The following is a 17,579-nucleotide window of genomic DNA, read 5'->3' on the forward strand; positions in this document are numbered from 1 at the left end:
AGGCTTGCCGGCTCCTGTCAAGGGTGGGGACTCGCCCATGTTGAAAAATCGCATCGACGATGCATCTTTTCCGAACACCTTCGCGCATGGGACCCTGCGGGCATGAGGCTCACGAACTTTTCCGACTATGCCCTGCGCATGCTGATGCTGGCGGCATCGGCCGGTGCGCGGCTTATCACCATCGAGGAGACGGCACGCACCTTCGGCATCTCCCGCGCCCATCTGATGAAGGTAGCGACAGCGCTGACCCGCGCGGGCTTCCTGAAGGCGGTGCGTGGCCGATCCGGCGGCCTTGCCCTGGCGCATGACCCGAAGGACATCAGACTCGGCGACGTCGTGCGGGCGACCGAGCCCGATTTCCATCTCGTCGAATGCTTCGCCACGGACGATACCTGCCTCATCACGCAGCCCTGCCGGCTGCCGCGCATCCTGCGCGAGGCGCTCGATGCCTTCACCGCGACGCTCGACCGCTACACCCTCGCCGACATCCTGCTGAAGCCGGAGGACTTTCTGCAGTCGGCCGCCCGAGATGGGCGGGTCGTATCTCGCTATCGTGACCGGAGCAACCGATGAGACATGCCAGACGCCTGAACCGTAGCAGTGACGGTGGCTTCCTCGTCGACGCGACCCTGCTCGGTGGCCTCCTCGGCATCGCGCCCTCCGCGCTGCCCGAGCTGATGCGCGCCGGTGAGGTCACCAGTCTGTGCGAGCGCGGCGAGGAGGAGCACCAGGGGCAGTACCGGTTGACCTTCTTTCACAAGGGGCGCCGGGTGCGCCTCACCGTCGACGAGGCGGGTGAGGTGCTCCGGCAGTCGGTCGTCGATTTCGGCGAACGCACCTTGCCCGGGGCCATGCATCGCCCGGGCGGGCCCTGACCACCGTCAGTTGATGGAGGGATCGGCGCGCAGGCGCTCGGCGGCGGACATCTGATCGCCGCAACCATCGGTCTCGGCGTGATGAACTTCTTCGGCACGAATGCGGCCATCATGGCGCTCGCCGTTGGTCTCGCCATAGCCGCGATGCTCGTAACGCGCAGGACCCACGCACCGGCCGGCGCCAACCCGCTCCTTGTCATGCTCGCCGGGGCCGACTGGTCCTTCCTCGTGACGCCGGTGCTCACCGGCGCGATGACGCTCGTCGCCGCCGCCCTCCTCTATCACCGCTGCACCGGGCGGAGGGACTATCCGCGCTACTGGTCGTGAAATACCGGCACCTTCTGCAAGATCGAGGTGAGGATCAAGAACCGGCCGCTGGCCGGCAATCCGAAATCCTTGCAGATGACGGTGTTTGGCCTGGTGCGGCTCGTGGAAAACCGCGTGCGCACCCACGCGCTAGGGTGCGCGTGAGCCTCAGCCGATGCGCGTCATGCGCCGCACCTCGGCGGATTTGATGATGCCGCGGCTGCGCTCGCCATGGGCCACGAGGTGCGGAGCCGCGAGGTGCCGGTCGAGCGCCGCCTCGTCGCGCCAGTTCTCGTAAAAGATGAAGAGGCCGGGATCGGCGTTGTCCCGGTGCAGGTCGTACTGGATGCAGCCGTCTTCCGCCCGCGTCGGGGCGATGAGTGCTTCGAGCGCGGCACGGGCGGCTTCTTCCTGTCCCTCCTCGGCGCGAATGATGGCGACGACGGTCAGCATGGGCGAACGAACCTCCGGCAAGTGTCCCAACGTGAAGGGGCCGGCGGCGAGCCGGCCCCGTTGCCACCGATCCTACTCGGCCGCGATGCGCCGCGCAGCCGCCTCATGCTCCATGGCGCGACGCATGCGCACGGCCTCGCTGTCGGCGATTTCGACATCTTCCCAGCGCACGACGCCGCCGGGCGCGACCGGCCGCTTCAGCGCCACCTTGTGCGCAAGGCCGATGGGCAGCGCGCCGATGGCAAGCGAATCCTCCGCCCGCATCACCCGCCCCCAGACGGTGTAGCCGCCTTCGCCGTCGAGCATCTCGCCCGGCTTGAGCGCCTTCTTGGCGACGGCCACAACGTCCGAGCGGAAGGCGCTCGGCGCGCCCGTCGCCTCGCCGCGCAGCGCCGCATTGGCGACGCTGACGCCGAGCTCAAGGCCGATGAGGTGCACCGTGCGGTACAGCGCGGCATAGCGGCCGGACGGATCCACGGTGATGTTGTATTCGCGGAAGCAGCGGCGGGCGTAGTCGCCGCGCGCATCACCGTCCGCCGCCTCGAAGACGACGTAGACGCCCCAGCGCAGGTCGTTGACCACCTGGCGCCCGTCGCGCTCGACGCTGGTGACGACTTCGACCATGCCCTTGCGCTCGAGCACGCCGCCGTCGGCAACGGGCCTCAGAACCCGAGACAGGTCGTGCGCGCCGGCGGGCGGAAAGAGGAGGCCGTCCTTCGGCGCGAGCAGACCCGTCGCGTTCGAGATCGCGGCCATCTCGATGGACGACTTGGTGCCGTCGATGAAGGAGTTGAACATCTGCGGGTTCATGCCGCCGAGGGCGGCCTCTTCCGGCGTGATGCCGAAATGCGTCCACACCGTCTCCGGCGTCGACTGGTGGTAGCTCGGCATGTACTTGGTGCCCTTGCCGGCCGCGACGACGCGGAAGCCGCAGGTCTCGGCCCAGTCCACCATCTCGCAGACGAGCGCCGGCTGGTCGCCGTAGGCGAGCGTGTAGACGAGGCCGGCCTTGCGGAATTCCTCCGCGAGATAGGCGCCGGCGAGCACGTCCGCCTCGACATTGACCATGACCATGTGCCGGCCGTTTCTCGCGGCCAGAAGGGCGTGGCGAATGCCGGCGCCCGGATTGCCTGTGGCATCGATGACGACGTCGAGGCCATCAGCCTTGATAAGCGCCTCCGAATCCTCGCCGACGTGCGTGCCGCCCTTCGCTAGGGCATCGGCGAAGGAGGCGGCGGCGACGGCCTCGACGTCCCAGCCGGTGTTGGTCATGGCCTTGCGGGCGCGCTCGGCCGAGAGGTCGGCCACCGCCATGAGGTGCAGCCCGACTGTGGTGCGCACCTGCGAGAGGAACATCGAGCCGAACTTGCCGGCCCCGATGAGGCCGACCCGCACGGGCCGGCCCTCGGCTGCGCGACGCTTGAGCATGGAAGCGAGATTCACGGGGATTGCTCCTGTTCAGATCAGAAGTGGATGGTGAAGGCCGGCACGAAGGCGACGAGCCCGAGCAGCGTGATGGCGACGAGGTAGAACGGCCACATCTCGCGGGTGACGGCGCCTACGCTCTCGCGCGAGATGGCGGAGGCGATGAAGAGCGTCGTCCCCACGGGCGGCGTGAACAGGCCGATGGCGAGGTTGATCGTCATCATCACGCCGAGCTGGATCAGGTCGAGCCCGATGGCCCCGGCAAGCGCCACGAACAGCGGCCCGAGCAAGAGGATCGCCGCCGGCAGGTCGAGGAACATCCCGACGAAGAGCATGACGAGGTTCATCATCAGGATGACGAGCCAGGGCTCCTTGAGCGTGTTCAGCGCCCAGTCCGCCAGCATGGCCGGGATGTTCTCGACGGTCAGGATGAAGCCGATGAGGTTCGAGGCGGCGATCACCAGCATCACGACGCCCGTCGTCGCGAGCGTCGCGATGATATTGGCGAGAAGCCCCGTGCCGTTGAGGTCGCGGTAGAAGGCAAAGCGGATGATGAGCGCGTAGGCGACGGCGATGACGCTCACCTCCGTCGGCGTCGCGATGCCGAAGCGCAGAAGCACGACGATCATGAGCGGCAGGGAGATGGCTGGCGCCGCGACGAGCGCCGTCTTCGCCACCGCCTTCGCGCCGCCCTCGATGCGCACCACCGGTAGGTCGCGCGCGCGGCCGATGAGCCAGCACGAGACCATGAGCCCGATCGTCAGCGTCGCGCCGGGCAGGAGACCGGCGAGGAAGAGCTGCGCGATGGAGGCGTTCGAGACCGCCGCATAGAGGATGAGCGGGATCGACGGCGGGATGAGCACGGCGATGATGGAGGAGGAGGCGGTGATGGCCGCCGCCAGCGCCGGCGGATAGCCCTCGCGCCGCATCCACGGGATGAGCATGGCCCCGAGCGCGGAGGCGTCCGCCACCGCCGAGCCCGACACGCCGCCGAACAGCGCCGAGCCGAACACGTTGACCTGGCCGAGGCCGCCGCGGAAACGCCCGACAAGCGCGGCGGCGAAGGCGATGAGCTGCTGTCCCAGCCGCCCCGACATCAGGAGCGCACCCGACAGGATGAAGAAGGGAATGGCAAGCAGCGGGAAGCTCTGCATCGGCTGGAAGATCTTGAGCAGCACCACCGTGCTCGGGATGTCGCCGAGGAGGAGGATCGCCGCCGTGCCGCTAAGGACGAGCGCATAGCCGATGGGCATGCCGACGAGCATGAACGCGGCAAAGAGAATAATGAGCAGGACCGTCATGACACGGCCTCACCATGGTGGCCGCCCGGCTCCATGCCTTCGCGCGCCTTGAGCGGGTCGCCCGCGTCGCCGGCGATCCGGAGGGCCGTGGTCAGCGCCGTGACGGCGATGAGCACGCAGCCGGTGACGAGCGCGAGATAGGCGAAGGACATCGGCAGGCCGAGGACCGGGAACCGCTCGGCGGACGTGACCTCGATCACCATGCGTCCTTCGAGCGCGAGGAAGACGAAGATCGCCGCGACGAGGAGCTGGACGATGACGAGCACGACGCGGCCCATGGCCCGCGGCATCAGCAGGATGCCGAACTCGACCACGATGTGCCGGCCGAACTGCGCCGCGACGACGATACCGGACATGGCGAGCCACGGGAACAGCAGGTCCGGCAGTTCGTTGACCCAACCGATGCTGGCGTTGGTAGCGTAGCGCACGATGACCGAGGTCATCACCGCCACGAAGAGCGCGACTGTGACGAGCGCACCGATCGCCTGGGCGAGGAGAAGCACGGTCCCGTCGATGATGCGCACGAGCGCGGCAAGGCCGCTGCCCGTGCGCTCGGCGGGACGGCTCAGGGCCGTCACGAGCCTGCCCGCGCGGCGTCGACGAGCTTCGGCACGAAGTCGCCGAACTGGGCTTGCCACTTGTCGTAGACCGACTTCGTCGCCTCGCGGAACGGACCGGGGTCGACCTCGTTCACAGCAACGCCGGCGTCCTTGATCTTCTGCAGCAATTCGCCGTCGGCCTTCAGAGACAGCTGGCGCTGGAAGTCGCGCGCCTCGCGCGCCGCCTCGAGGATGATGTCCTTCTCCTCCTGCGACAGGCCGGACCAGGCCATCTTGTTGATGAGGAAGGGCGTCACCTCGTACTTGTGTCCCGACAGGGACATGAACTTCTGCACTTCCTGGAATTTGGAATAGTAGATGTTCATGATCGGGTTCTCCTGCCCGTCCACGACGCCCTGCTGCAGGGCAAGGTAGAGCTCGGAGAACTTCATCGGCGTCGGATTGGCTCCGAGCGCGGCGAAGATATCGGTGCCCATCGGGTCTGGCGGCACGCGCAGCTTGAGCCCCTTGAGATCGTCCGGTTTCGTGATGGGGCGCACATTGTTGGTGATCTGGCGGATGCCGTTGTCCCACCAGGCGAGCACGATGAGGTTCTTCTCCTCGGCCTTCTTGGCAAGCTCGTCGCCGATCGGCCCGTCGATCACCTTCCAGGCGCTTTCGAGATTGTCGAAGAGGAACGGCAGGCCGAGCGTCGTCACTTCCGGCACCACGCCCGACAGCGAGCCCTGGCTGTTGAGCGACATGTCGAGCGTGCCAAGGCGCAGCGCGGAGATCATCTCCACGTCGTCGCCGAACTGGGCATTGCCGGCGACGGCCACGGTCAACTTGCCGCCACTCGCCTCCTTCACCTTCTCGGCGAAGGCAAGGGCGGCCGTATGCCGTGGATTGGTGTCCGACGTGGCATGCCCGAGGCGAAGGGTCTTGGCTTCGACGGCGATGCTCGACAGACCGAGCACGACCGCAAGGGTCGTCGTGGCCGCAACATTGATCCAGCGCATGGAACACCCTCCCGTTCGCGCCGCGCCCGCGCAAGGCGCGGCGACGTTGTAAAAATGAGATTTGCGTTTCCCGGCCATCGCCGCGCCGCGGCGATTACTTCCCTGTGCGATGGCTGCTTGGCTTTTTGCAGTGCAGCACTTGTTGTCACGGTTAAAAGGCTAGGACAGCTTGGTCTTTAGGACAAACCAGTTTTATGATCCGATTGTTTAGCTGGTCTGAAAGGTCGCCATGCATCTTCCCTACCGGGCCATCAGCGCCTTTCACGCTACCGCGCGCTGGCGCAGCCTGACCAAGGCGGCGGAAGAGCTCGGCGTCACGCCCTCGGCGATCAGCCAGCAGGTGCAGTTTCTCGAGACGCATCTCGGCACGTCGCTCCTGACGCGCCGGGGCCGCGGCATCGCCCTGACCGAGGCCGGCGAGCGCTATTTCGAGATGATCGACCCGGGGATCGAGCGCATCGCGACGGCGACGCGCAACATGCGCGGCTACAATGCGGTCACGGTGCTCACCGTCCGCGCTGCCCCCACGCTGGCGACCAAATGCCTGCTGCCGGCCCTCGCCGGCTTCCTCGACGACAACCCCGACCTCGAGGTGCGCATCGACGCGACGAACGAGCCGACGGACTTTGCCCGCGAGGGCGTCGATGTCGAGCTTCGTCACGGCGAGGGGCGCTGGCCGGGCCTGTTCGTCGATCCGGTCTACGAGGAGACGGTCATGCCGCTGTGTGCGCCGCAGCTCGCGCCGCCCGGCTCGCTCGGCGCCGCGGATCTGTTCGGCTTCCGCCTCATCCAGTCCGTCAAGACGCTGGTGCAGTGGCCGGACTGGTTCCGCCACGCGGGCATCGACATGCCCTCGCGCGTCAGGCGCGTGCTCTTCGACCGTTCGTACATGACGATCGAGGCGGCTGCCGACGGCATGGGCATCGCCCTCGAGAGCGACCTCACCACCTGGCGCGAGCGCCGCGACGGGCGCCTCGTCTGCCCCATGCGCGATCCGTTGCCCCTGCGCATGGTCTCGCAATGGTTCGTCTGCCCGCACCAGAACCTGCGCCACCGCAAGGTGCAGGTCTTCATCGCCTGGGCGCGGGAGGTCCTGTCCCGTCAGCCCGGCGGCGGCCGGCGTCCCTGAGCGCTATCCGGCGCCCCCGCGTGGCCGAGCGATGTCGTTGACGCCCTCCGCGTCTGGCGCAAGGCCGTAGCTCATGCGACGCATCTGGCCGATCACGCGCTCCATTTCGTCGTCGGGCAGGACCGGCGGGTCGCCGAGCGTCAACGCCTGGACATAGAGGCGCGACAGGGTCTCGACCTCGATGGCGAGCCACAGTGCCGCCTCCAGCGTCTTGCCGAGCGCGATCTGGCCGTGCTGGCCGAGGAGGCAGGCCAAGCGCCCCTCGAGCGCGGTAAGCGCGTTGTCGGACAGCGCCTGCGTGCCGAAAGTGGCATAGCCGGCGCAGCGGATGTCGTTGCCGCCCGCAACACCGACCATGTAGTGGAAGGCGGGGATGCGCTTGTGGTGGCAGGCGAGCGTCGTCGCATAGACCGAATGACAGTGCAGCACCACGTCGATGTCGTCCCGCCTGCGCAGGATGTCGCGGTGGAAGCGCCATTCGGATGACGGGCGGCGGCCGACATAGGTGCCGTCGAAGTCCATCTCGACAATGTCCTCCGGCGTCATCGTCTCATAGGGCATCGACGAGGGCGTGATGAGAAAACCATCGCCGGTGCGGACGGACAGGTTGCCCGCCGTGCCCTGGTTGATGCCGCTCGCATTCATGCGCCGGCAGATGTCCACCATCTCGCGGCGCAGGGCCTGCGTGTCGCTTGCTGCCATGGAAGGCTCCTTTCTCATGATGTCGGGGCAGCCGGCCCGTCGCGATGCACCGCTTCGCGCCACCGCTCCGCATAGGCGGCAAAGACCGGCGGAAGCGGGCCGGCCTCGCTCAGATCGACGGGGGCCGGCTGCGATCGCTCACCATGGCCGGCGAGGAGTGCCGCTCCGGCCGCGACGCCATAGGCATCGAGGCTGAAGCGCACGCGCCGGCCGGGCGCGAAGGCGGCGGCAAGCGCCGGATAAAGCGGCTCGCGCACGAAGCTGCCATCGAGGACGACATCCCTCCCCGGCCCCAGCGCATCGAGGCACTCGGCCGTCAGCAGGGCGCAGTAAAGGACGGCGAGCGCCTTGCGCTCCGCTGGCGTCGCCGGCGGCTCGCCGCGGATATGGCCGCGCCCGGCGCTTCCGGGAAAGAGGCTGTCGCTGTCGCCGAAGGAGGGCATCGCCATGGTGCCGCGCGCGGCAAGCCGGGCGGCGGTCTCGATGGCGACAGGCTCCGCCGGGGCATCCGGACCCGCGATCGCCGCGAATTCCCGCCCGCCCATGCCGAGAACGCCGCCGAGCGGCGCGCCGAAGACATCGCTGTTGCAGGTCATGCCGCGATGCTCGTCGAGCCGCGCGAGCGGCGTTCCGCCCGACAACCCGACGATCCAGGTGCCGGTAGAGACGACGCTCGCCGCGCGCAACCCCGCCGCCTGGTAGCGATAGTAGTTCACGCTGCTGTCGTGGCCGCCGGCGAAGATGGCAAGGTCCTGCGGCAGCCCGTGACGGTCCGCGAGCACCGGCCGGATCCGGCCCACCGCCTGCCAGGCCCTGGCGAAGGGCGGCATCAGCCGTTCCCAGCCGCGCGCGCGCACGATCGCTGCCCAGCGCCGCTCGGGGACGTTCCACAGATGCGACTGGGCGCCGAGCACGCTCGCCTCCGAGACGGCAACGCCGGACATGACCCAGGCCCAGTATTGCGGGATGCCGAGATACCAGCGGGCCGCGGCGACCACCTGCGGCGCCTCCCGTTCCATCCAGAACAGCTGGCGTGCCTGGTGCGTCGCCCCGTGCATCAGCGCGCTGCCGCGGTCGAGAAACGGGCCGGCGAGCGGCGCATAGGCCTCGCGGACGTCCTCCGGCAGCGGCTGCTCGTAATCGATCATCGGCAGCGCCGCACCGTCGCCCGTGTCGGGATCGGCAAGGGCGAGGACGCCGCCGGAGCCGTGCCCGACCGGCACGAAGCCCTGCAGCGCATGGCGCTTCCCCAGCGTGCCGAGCCCGTCGAGCAGCCAGCCACGGATCGCCGCAAGGTCGTGGTGCCGCCAGGGCGGCCCCTCGCGCACCGGATTGGCCACGCTCAGGGTCTCGAGCACGCGCCCGTCGGCGTCGACGGCGCTCAGCTTGATGTTCGTCTTGCCGACGTCGAACACCGCGACGACGCCGCCGGCCCGCATCCCGGCCATCGCGTCCTCCGCTCAGATGAGGCCGTATTGCCGGGCCTTGTTGCGCAGGAAGGGCAGGCCGTTGCCCATGACCTCCGCCTCGTCCTTCGCCACCGGTCGCCAGACGGCGAGGCCATAGGCCACCTCCGGTGGCATGTTGATGAAGCTCTCCATGGCGAGGCCGCCGCGGAAGCCGATGGCGGCGAGCGCCGCGCAGATCTCGTCCCACGGCACGTTGCCGCAGCCGGGCGTGCCGCGGTCGCTCTCCGACATGTGGATGTACTTGAGGTGCTCGCGCGCATCGAGGATGCCCATGGCGGCGCCCTTCTCCTCGATGTTCATGTGATAGGTGTCGAGGTGGACGAAGACATTGTCGGCGCCCACCCGCTCCACCATCTCCACGGCCTGCCGCGCGGTGTTGATGAGGTGGTTCTCGTAGCGGTTGACCGCCTCGATGCCGAGCTCGATGTCGCGCGCCTTGGCGTGCCGGGCCGCCGCCGTCAGCGCGCGGGCAATGTTGTCGTATTCCTGCTCGGTCGGCGGCACGCCGGTGCGCTCGCCGATGCCTCCGAAAATAACGCCGGACAGCGCCTCGGCGCCGATCTCCGCCGTCTTGTCGATGGCGACCTTGAGATAGTCGATCGCCGCCTCGGGCCGCTGCGAGGCCCAGGCCTGTTCGGGCAGGCCGAGCGAGCACACGGCCCTCAGGCCCGCCTTCTCGAGCAGCGCACGCGAATGGGCGGCATCGACCGCCGGCGCGTTGAGCAGCGCGATCTCGATGAAATCCATGCCGTAGGATTGCGCGGCGGCGACCGCCCGCTCCGCCCCGGCCCGGTCCCACGTCATGGTCCACATGCTCGTGTGGACGCCGAATCCCTGCATCGCTACCTCCTTCGTCTTCGTTCGAGTGCCGCCGCGACCTGCCCCGCCAGCCAGCGCAGAACCATGACCGCCACCAGCAGCATGCCCCACACGGCCGTCGCCAGATGCTGGCTGGCGCCGAGGAGGTTGAGCCCGGAGGACAGGAGCTGCAGCACGGCGAGCGCCACGACGACGGGGACCGTCCGGCCGAAGCCGCCGAAGGGGTCGACACCGCCGAGAAAGCAGGCGAGCACGGTGATCAGCAGATAGGCCTCGCCATGGCCCACGCGCACGGAATTGAAGCGCGCCATCATGATGATGCCGGCGATCGCGCACATGAGGCCGGAGAGCGTGTAGACGAGGACGATGACCTTGCGCGTATCGACGCCGGAATAGCGCGTCGCGGCGCTGTTCGAGCCGATCATGTAGATGTTGAAGCCGAGCCGCGTGCGCGACAGCATCAGATGCCACAGCCCGGCGCAGGCGAGGAAGACGATGAGCGGCACCGGTACGCCGAGGACCATGCCGTGGCCGAGCGGGCGGATGAAGGCCGGAAAGCCCGAAATGTCGCCGCCGCGCGTCAGGAACTCGCCGAGCCCGCGCAGAAAGATCATCATCGCCAGCGACACGAGGATGGGGTGGGCGCGCGAGAAGGCGATGACGAGCCCCATGACGAGGCCACTCGCCGCCCCTGCCGCGAGCGCCAGCACGACGCCGAGGGCAAAGGCGTCCGGACCGGCGTTGACGCCGCCGTTCTGGTGCAGCACCCAGGCGACCGTCAGCCCAGCGATATTGGCGGTGAAGGTGATGGCGAGGTTGAGCCCGCCCGTGAGAATCGGCAGCAGCATGGCGAGCGTGAGCAGGCCGAGCTCGGGCAACTGGAAGGCGACCGAGCCGAAGGTCGCCGACGACAGGAAGCGCGGCGTCGCCAGGCTGAAGATCAGCATCACCATGACGAAGGCGGCGAGCGGTCCCGCCAGGTCCGCGCTCAACCCCTGCGGCGGGCGCTTCAGGGGCAGGACCACGAAGGGGGACGTCATGGCGCCGCCCTCCCCTCGCTGCGCGTCGCGAACAGCTTTCCGATCTGCGCGTTCGACAAGGTGATGGCGACGAGGATGATGACGCCGATGATCATGCGGAAGGCGTAAGGCGACGCCCCGAGCAGGTTGAGCCCGTTCTGCACGATGGCGACGAGCAGCACGCCGAGCACGCAGCCGAGCACCGATCCCCGCCCGCCGCCGAGCCGCGCCCCGCCGAGGACGACGGCTGCCAGCACGTCGAGCTCGCGCCCGTAGAGCGCATTGGGCACCACCTCCTGCGCATAATGGGCCTGCACGAGGCCGCCGATGCCGGCCATGAGGCCGAGCCAGCCGAAGGCGATGAACTGCATGGCTGCGACGCTGATGCCGAAGCGGCGTGCCCCTTCGGGATTATCGCCGAAGGCATAGAGCTGACGCCCGGTCGTCGTGTGGCGGATGAGCGCCCAGGTGGCGAAGACGCAGAGTGCCATGACCAGCACCGGCAGCCGCAGCTCCGCCCAGTTGCCGTCCGCCATCTGCCGCTCGAACAGGATGACCTTGCCCGTCCACCAGTCCGGCAGGTCGTAGATCGACACGCCGCGCGTGAAGAACATCAGGAGGCCGAAGTAGATGTTGAAGGTCGCGATGGTGACGACGATGGAGATGATGCGGAAGCGGTGGATGAGGAAGGCGTTGAACGCCCCGAGCAGGATGCCGATGCTGCCGGCGATGAGAAGGCCGCTCACCCAGCCGCCGCCCCCGATCTGAGCGAGCGCCAGCGCGGTCAGATATTGCACGACGGAGGCCGCCACGGCGAAGGAGATGTCGATGCCGCCGGCGATCAGCACGACGAGCAGGCCGACCGCGAAGATGATGTTGACGGCGCTGGCGTTGGCGAGGTCGAAGAGATTGACGAGCGTGAAGAAGCGGTCGCTCGCCAGCGACAGGACGAGGCAGATCGCCACGCTCACCGCGAGCAGCACCATCTCGGTGGTCTGGGTCTGAAGCCTTCTAAGCATAGACCGCCGCCTCCAGCTCCGGCAGCGCGATGCTGCGCGGGTCGTATTCGCCGACGATGCGGCCGCGCGCCATGTGCAGCACCCGGTCGGCGTTGTAGTAGACCTCCGGCAATTCGTCGGAGATGAGGATGATGGCGAGCCCCTCGGCCGCCAGCCGCGCCACGATGTCGAAGATACCGGCCCGGGCTCCGACGTCGACGCCCACGGTCGGCGCGTCGAGGATGAGGAGGCGCGGGTCCGTCGCGAGCCACTTGGCGATGGCGACGCGCTGCTGGTTGCCGCCCGAGAGCGTCGAGACGGCATCCTCCTGCCGGCCGATCTTGATGCCGAGTTCGCCGACCCAGCGGGCGACGAGCCCCTGCTTCCGGCGTTGCGAGATGAGCCCGCCCGTCATCACCTTGCCGAGCGAGGCGATGACGAGGTTGTCGGCGATCGACTGCGGCTGGATGAGGCCGAGCGAGAGCCTGTCCTCCGACAGATAAGCGATGCCGGCGCGGATCGCGTCCCGGTTGGAGCGGAAGCGCACCGGCTTGCCGTCGAGGCGGATGGTGCCCGCATGCGGCCGGCGCATGCCGAAGAGGGTCAGGGCGAGCTCCGTGCGCCCGGCCCCGAGCAAGCCCGTGATGCCGAGCGTCTCCCCGCGCCGCACCACGAACGAGACGTCTTCGAACTCGCCAGGGCGCGTCAGGCCTTCAACCGCGAGGACGGCGGGTGCCGTGCCATGCGAGCGGGCGCGGACATTGGCGTCGAAGGTACGCCCCGTCATCAGCTCCGTGATACGCGAGGGGGTCATCTCCCTCGCCGGATAGACGCCGACGAGCCGCCCATCGCGCAGCACCGTCATCCGGTCCGCGATCTCGATCACCTCCGCGAGGCGATGGCTGACAAAGACGACCGCGATCCCCTCGCGTGACAGGGTGCGCACGATGGCGAGGAGATGGCTGGTCTCGGCCTGCGTCAGCGAGGCCGTCGGCTCGTCCATGAAGATGATCTTCGCCTCGCCGACGAGCGCGCGGGCGATGGCGACGATCTGCCGGCGGGCGATGGAATAGTCGCGCAGCGGCAGGTCGAGGTCGAGGCTGGTGCCGAGGCGCGCCAGCACCTTCCGCGCGGTCTCGCGCATGGCCCCGTGGTCGACGCGGCGCGGGCGGCCGCCAACCACCTCCTGGAAGGCGATGTTCTCCGCCACCGACATCTCGGGGAAGAGGGCAAGGTCCTGCCAGATGACGCGGATGCCCGCCGCTTGGGCCGCGACCGGCGTCATTTGGTCGTAAACCTCGCCGTCGAAGCTGATACGCGCCTCGCCGTCCGGCCGGTAGACGCCGGTGATGACCTTGATGAGCGTGCTCTTGCCGGAACCGTTCTCGCCCGCAAGACAATGCACCTCGCCGGGCATCACTTCGAAGGAGACGCCCTTGAGGGCCGTCACGCCGCCGAAGGTGACGCTGACGTCGCTCAGCGATAGGAGGGGCCGGGGCGCCGGCGCGGCGCCCGGTTGAGCCGTAGCCATGTCTCGTCCGCTCTCGCTTGCCGGCCCGTTGCCGGGCGGACGGGCCACCCGGCCGAGGTGGTTCAACGCTGCCGATCCGGCTCTCAGAGGCCCATGTCGGCGAGCCGGTCCACCGTGTCCTTGTTGATGGCGACGAGCTGGTCGACGATGAGGTTGTTGCCGTCGGGCGTGACCTTGCCGAGGCCCTCGATCTCGTCGCCGGCCTCGATCTTGCCCCCCTTCATCAGCCGGTCGGCCAAAGTGACGAAGACCTCGCCGGCCTGTTTGGGGTTCCACATGAAGCCGCCCGAGATGGCATCGGATTTAATGAGCCGGCGCCCCTGTCCGGGCGAGAACGGCCCGAGCACGAAGATCTCGCCGACCTTGCGCCGCTCCTCGACGGCGCGGCCGGCGCCGATCGGCCCCTGGCTGCCGAAGGCGAGGAACCCCTTGAGGTCCGGATGGGCCGAGATGAGGTCGAGCGCCGTCTTGCGGCTGGCGTCGACATCCTCGGCAACACCGTAGCGCTCGCCGACGAGCTGCATCTCGGGGTACTTCTCCTTGAGGTGCGCGATAGCGGCATCGGCCCAGGCATTGTGCAGTGGCACCGTCAGCGAACCGACGAAGACGGCATACTTGCCCTTGCCGCCCATCTTCTCGGCGAGGAGTTCGGCATGAGCCTCGCCGAAGCCGGTGGCGGAGGCGAGCTCGAAATTCCAGTCGGCGCCCTTCTGGCCGGGCGATTCATGCGTGATGACGATGATCCCGTTGCTCTGCGCCTTGCTCAGCACCGGCTCGAGCACGGTGGCGTCATTCGGCACGACGCCGATGACCTTGACGCCCTGGGCGATGAGATCCTCGATGGCGCGCACCTGCAGCGCCGGATCGGCGCTCGTCGGGCCGACCATGAAGGCGTCGACGCCGAGCTTGGCGCCCCGCTCCTTGATGCCGGCCTCCATGGCGTTGAACCAGGGAATGCCGCCGATCTTGACGACGACGCCGACCTTGCCGGTCTCCTGCGCCGCTGCCGAAAAAGCCGATGCGATGGACAAGGACGCTGCAACCGCAGCGACAAGCAGTTTCCTCATGCTTTCCTCCCAGGCAGCCGTGTCCGCGCCCTTCGCGGACAATCCTGCTCGCAGCCCTGTCGTTGACCGATCTTTGCGGGGCTTGCACAATCGATGGTGCAACTATTCCGCAGTTGCTATCCTGTCGTCAAGCCGCGATTAAGCCCGTCGGGTATTTCCATGCAGGACGGGCACGGCGGCAGTCGGATCGGCCATGACGAGAAGCGGCAAGAGAAAGACGATCTACGACCTGTCGGCCCTGTCGGGCTGCTCGCCGTCGACGGTGAGCGCGGTGCTCAACGGCTCGTGGCGCAAGCGCCGGATCAGCGAGAAGACCGCCACGCTCGTCCTCAAGCTCGCCGATAGCCAGCAATACACCGCCAACCGTCAGGCCCGCGGCCTGCGACGCTCCCGCTCCGGCCTCGTCGGCCTCCTGCTGCCGCTCTACGACAACCGCTATTTCTCGTCGCTCGCCCAGACCTTCGAGGCGATGGTGCGGGCGCGCGGCGAATGTCCGATCGTGGCGAGCGCCAGCCGCGACCCGAGGGCCGAGCGCGAGACGGCGGAAAGCCTCATCGCCTATTCGGTGGACGAACTCTTCATCTGCGGCGCGACCGACCCCGATGGCGTACACGAGATCTGCGAGAAGGCCGGGCTCAGGCACGTCAACATCGACCTGCCGGGCACTCGGGCCCCCTCGATCATCAGCGACAATTATGACGGCGCGTGCCGGCTTACCGAGGCCGTCATCCGCCACTGCGCCGCGACGGAACCACTGCGCCCGGAGGAGCTCTATATCTTCGGCGGGCGCGACGACCATGCGAGCCGCGAGCGCATCCGCGGCTTCCGCGCCGTCAAGCGCACGCTGCTGGGCGCCGACCCCGACGTCTGCATCCAGCCCACGGGCTATTCGGCCAACAACACGCGGCTCGCCTTCGAGGCGTTCTTCGCGCGCGAGGGACGGCTGCCGAGGGCCATCATCATCAATTCAACCATCAATCTCGAAGGTTTCCTGCGCTTCATGGCGGGCTTCCCGGACGCCGCATTCAAGGATCTCGTGGTGGGCTGCTACGATTACGACCCGTTCGCGTCCTTCCTGCCCTTCCCGGTCATCATGATCCGGCAGGATGTCGAAGCCATGCTGGCCCGGGCCTTCGAGATCATCGCGGATCCCGCGGCCGCGGCGCAGATCCATCTGGTGGCGCCTGAGCTCGTGCCGCCGCGCACGGCCCTCGCCGGCCCGCTCGACGCGCTGAAGGACATACCGTCGCGGCCGGCGGGTCGCCCCACCGGCGCCGGCGTCGCTCATCCCGCATGACGCGGCGCGGCCTGCCTCTCAGGCGTCCGCCACGATGAGTAGCTCGAAGGTTACGCAGGTCGCGTTGCCATCGTGCCGCAGGCGTCCACCGCCGATGGAGCCGTCCATGCCGACGAGCGCGATGTCGAGATCGCAGCGGCCGGCGCGCACGCAGCCCGCGGTGACGAGCACCTCGGTCGCGTAGGAGGCCATCTCCGGTGCTTCGGTGAAGGTCGCGCCGACGAGGCTGCCGATGCCGTGGACCGAGGCATCGGCGATACCGCTTTCGCGGCAGATGCGCTCAATGGTCGGCACGATATCCTCGTTCGGCTTGATCGTGCAGGCCATCGCGCGGGCGCCGTCGTGCTGCGCCATCTCGGTGGGCACGGCGCGGAACAGCCGGAAGTTCGTCTCTTCATCCTCCCGCACATCGAAGAGCGCACCCGCAAGGCCCCAGGCGGCGACCTCGACGGGCTCGCACAGGCACGAATCGAGCGGCAGGAGATGGCCCATGCGGCGCTCGCCGCCCGCCGGCGTCCAGAGACCGTGGCAGTGCAGGAACGGCTCGCCATCGCGGCGCCCGACGACGAGCCCGGCATCCTCGATCACCGTCACGCCCGCGGGCGCGAAGGTTTCGCTGTACCAGGCGGCGTGCGTATCGTCCGGCGCGGCGGCGGGAATAACGTAGCGTATCGGATCGACGCGGGCGCCGGCGAGGCGGATGTAGCCGCCGGCAAGGCCGGCCTCCGCGAAGGCGCGGCCGACCGCCTCGTTGATGCTGGTGCCGGCGGCAAGCGTCAGCCGCAGCGGCACCGCCGCGCACGGTACGGCGAAGAAGCGTTCGCGGGAGACGGGCCCCGGGTGGCGGATGCTGCGCATCGGAACCTCCTCAGGGCACAAGGCCCGCATGGATGAAGCCGCCGTCGACGGCGAGAATCTGGCCGTTGACATAGGCCGCATCCTCCGAGAGCAGGAAGGCGACCGCCCCGGCGATCTCGCGCGGCGTGCCGTAGCGCCGCTGGGGCACGCGCTCGATCCATTGCCGGCGCACATCCTCGGTGTGGACCGCCTTCGTCAGCGGCGTGTCGACGGGCCCCGGCGCGACCGCATTGACGCGGATACCGGCTGCGCCGAGCTCGGTCGCCATGACGAGCGTCAGCAGGTTCTGCCCGCCCTTCGATGCGCCATAGGCGCTGCGGCCTTTGTTTCCGGTGAGGCCCGACACGGAGGTGATGTTGACGATAGCGCCCGGCTCCTTCGCTGCCAGCCAGTGGCGCGCCGCGGCTCGCGAGACGATGAAGGATCCTGTCAGATTGACGTCGACGATGCGGCGGAAGTCGGCGACACTCGTCTCCACCGCCGGGCGGTCGAGGGCGATGCCAGCGCAGTTGACGACGCCTGCCAGGCGATGCTGTGCCGTGATCGTCCGGATGGCTGTCTCGATCCCGACTTCGTCGGTGACGTCGCAGGCGATGCCGTGCACCATGGGCAGGCCGAGGTCGCGGCAGGCCGAATCGAGCGCCTCGCGCTTCATGTCGATGAGGAAGACGGCTTGTCCGCGCTCGCCGAGAAATCGCGCCGTCTCGAGACCGATGCCGGAGGCGCCGCCGGTGACGGCGACGGCGCCCTTCTCGCTATTGCTCATCGCGCC

Annotated in this window: 19 protein-coding genes; 5 read left to right on the forward strand and 14 right to left on the reverse strand. The window is 68.4% G+C overall.

Translation table 11 applies throughout. From position 1 onward, the window contains the following. The first annotated feature begins 102 nt into the window (after positions 1 to 102). The 3 genes from ASC46_RS06930 to ASC46_RS06940 are packed head-to-tail and all read left to right on the forward strand — an operon-like array spanning position 103 to position 1,202. Complete coding sequence (locus ASC46_RS06930; RefSeq protein ID WP_055458572.1) at positions 103 to 573, forward strand: RrF2 family transcriptional regulator; 471 nt, start codon at positions 103 to 105, stop codon at positions 571 to 573. Continuing rightward, a complete protein-coding gene (locus ASC46_RS06935) occupies positions 570 to 875 on the forward strand; it encodes a DUF6522 family protein (RefSeq protein WP_055458573.1) in 306 nt (101 codons plus the stop codon). The genes ASC46_RS06930 and ASC46_RS06935 overlap by 4 nt, the downstream gene beginning before the upstream one ends. Positions 876 to 929: 54 nt before the next feature. Beyond that, positions 930 to 1,202: an HPP family protein gene (locus tag ASC46_RS06940; RefSeq protein ID WP_276199402.1), complete on the forward strand. Its 273-nt coding sequence runs from the start codon at positions 930 to 932 to the stop codon at positions 1,200 to 1,202. Positions 1,203 to 1,349: 147 nt separating this feature from the next. Here the strand turns inward: ASC46_RS06940 and ASC46_RS06945 are convergent, their stop codons facing one another. The 5 genes from ASC46_RS06945 to ASC46_RS06965 all read right to left on the reverse strand — a co-directional run bounded on the left by ASC46_RS06945 (position 1,350) and on the right by ASC46_RS06965 (position 5,918). Continuing rightward, the gene (locus ASC46_RS06945; RefSeq protein WP_055458575.1) at positions 1,350 to 1,634 is read right to left on the reverse strand and encodes a putative quinol monooxygenase; all 285 of its coding nucleotides are present in this window, start codon (positions 1,632 to 1,634) and stop codon (positions 1,350 to 1,352) included. Between the two features lie 72 nt (positions 1,635 to 1,706). Continuing rightward, positions 1,707 to 3,077 (reverse strand): NAD(P)H-dependent oxidoreductase, encoded by a 1,371-nt coding sequence (locus ASC46_RS06950; protein WP_055458576.1) that lies wholly within the window; start codon positions 3,075 to 3,077, stop codon positions 1,707 to 1,709. Positions 3,078 to 3,097: 20 nt separating this feature from the next. Beyond that, on the reverse strand, positions 3,098 to 4,360 hold the full coding sequence (locus ASC46_RS06955; protein ID WP_055458577.1) for a TRAP transporter large permease: 1,263 nt from the start codon (positions 4,358 to 4,360) through the stop codon (positions 3,098 to 3,100). After that, positions 4,357 to 4,938, reverse strand: coding sequence for a TRAP transporter small permease (locus ASC46_RS06960; RefSeq protein ID WP_055458578.1), 582 nt, complete (start codon positions 4,936 to 4,938; stop codon positions 4,357 to 4,359). The genes ASC46_RS06955 and ASC46_RS06960 overlap by 4 nt, the downstream gene beginning before the upstream one ends. After that, entirely contained in the window at positions 4,935 to 5,918 is a 984-nt protein-coding gene (locus ASC46_RS06965) for a TRAP transporter substrate-binding protein (RefSeq protein WP_055458579.1), read from the reverse strand. The genes ASC46_RS06960 and ASC46_RS06965 overlap by 4 nt, the downstream gene beginning before the upstream one ends. A gap of 229 nt (positions 5,919 to 6,147) precedes the next feature. On the opposite strand from ASC46_RS06965, the gene ASC46_RS06970 reads away from it, so the two are divergent. After that, entirely contained in the window at positions 6,148 to 7,047 is a 900-nt protein-coding gene (locus ASC46_RS06970; RefSeq protein ID WP_055458580.1) for a LysR substrate-binding domain-containing protein, read from the forward strand. A gap of 3 nt (positions 7,048 to 7,050) precedes the next feature. On the opposite strand, the gene ASC46_RS06975 is transcribed toward ASC46_RS06970, so the two are convergent. The 7 genes from ASC46_RS06975 to ASC46_RS07005 all read right to left on the reverse strand — a co-directional run bounded on the left by ASC46_RS06975 (position 7,051) and on the right by ASC46_RS07005 (position 14,652). Beyond that, the gene (locus ASC46_RS06975; protein ID WP_055458581.1) at positions 7,051 to 7,749 is read right to left on the reverse strand and encodes a class II aldolase/adducin family protein; all 699 of its coding nucleotides are present in this window, start codon (positions 7,747 to 7,749) and stop codon (positions 7,051 to 7,053) included. Positions 7,750 to 7,763: 14 nt separating this feature from the next. Continuing rightward, positions 7,764 to 9,197: an FGGY-family carbohydrate kinase gene (locus ASC46_RS06980; RefSeq protein ID WP_055458582.1), complete on the reverse strand. Its 1,434-nt coding sequence runs from the start codon at positions 9,195 to 9,197 to the stop codon at positions 7,764 to 7,766. A gap of 12 nt (positions 9,198 to 9,209) precedes the next feature. Next, positions 9,210 to 10,058, reverse strand: coding sequence for a sugar phosphate isomerase/epimerase family protein (locus ASC46_RS06985; protein ID WP_055458583.1), 849 nt, complete (start codon positions 10,056 to 10,058; stop codon positions 9,210 to 9,212). A gap of 2 nt (positions 10,059 to 10,060) precedes the next feature. Further along, a complete protein-coding gene (locus ASC46_RS06990) occupies positions 10,061 to 11,077 on the reverse strand; it encodes an ABC transporter permease (protein ID WP_055458584.1) in 1,017 nt (338 codons plus the stop codon). After that, positions 11,074 to 12,075 (reverse strand): ABC transporter permease, encoded by a 1,002-nt coding sequence (locus ASC46_RS06995; protein ID WP_055458585.1) that lies wholly within the window; start codon positions 12,073 to 12,075, stop codon positions 11,074 to 11,076. Before ASC46_RS06995 ends, ASC46_RS06990 begins: the two co-directional genes overlap by 4 nt. Then, entirely contained in the window at positions 12,068 to 13,585 is a 1,518-nt protein-coding gene (locus tag ASC46_RS07000; protein WP_055458586.1) for a sugar ABC transporter ATP-binding protein, read from the reverse strand. The genes ASC46_RS06995 and ASC46_RS07000 overlap by 8 nt, the downstream gene beginning before the upstream one ends. A gap of 83 nt (positions 13,586 to 13,668) precedes the next feature. Beyond that, a complete protein-coding gene (locus tag ASC46_RS07005; RefSeq protein WP_055458951.1) occupies positions 13,669 to 14,652 on the reverse strand; it encodes an autoinducer 2 ABC transporter substrate-binding protein in 984 nt (327 codons plus the stop codon). A 193-nt stretch (positions 14,653 to 14,845) separates the two neighbouring features. Here ASC46_RS07005 and ASC46_RS07010 point away from each other — a divergent pair, with 193 nt between their 5' ends. Next, positions 14,846 to 15,949, forward strand: a complete 1,104-nt coding sequence (locus tag ASC46_RS07010) for a substrate-binding domain-containing protein (protein ID WP_055458587.1) — start codon at positions 14,846 to 14,848, stop codon at positions 15,947 to 15,949. Positions 15,950 to 15,967: 18 nt separating this feature from the next. Here ASC46_RS07010 and ASC46_RS07015 read toward each other — a convergent pair whose 3' ends face one another. Together ASC46_RS07015 and ASC46_RS07020 are read right to left on the reverse strand one after the other, a co-directional pair. Continuing rightward, positions 15,968 to 16,807, reverse strand: coding sequence for a PCC domain-containing protein (locus tag ASC46_RS07015; RefSeq protein ID WP_055458588.1), 840 nt, complete (start codon positions 16,805 to 16,807; stop codon positions 15,968 to 15,970). A 10-nt stretch (positions 16,808 to 16,817) separates the two neighbouring features. Beyond that, entirely contained in the window at positions 16,818 to 17,573 is a 756-nt protein-coding gene (locus ASC46_RS07020; protein ID WP_055458589.1) for an SDR family NAD(P)-dependent oxidoreductase, read from the reverse strand. Positions 17,574 to 17,579: the final 6 nt, after the last annotated feature.

This window comes from Chelatococcus sambhunathii (assembly GCF_001418005.1).
GTDB lineage: Bacteria > Pseudomonadota > Alphaproteobacteria > Rhizobiales > Beijerinckiaceae > Chelatococcus_A > Chelatococcus_A sambhunathii.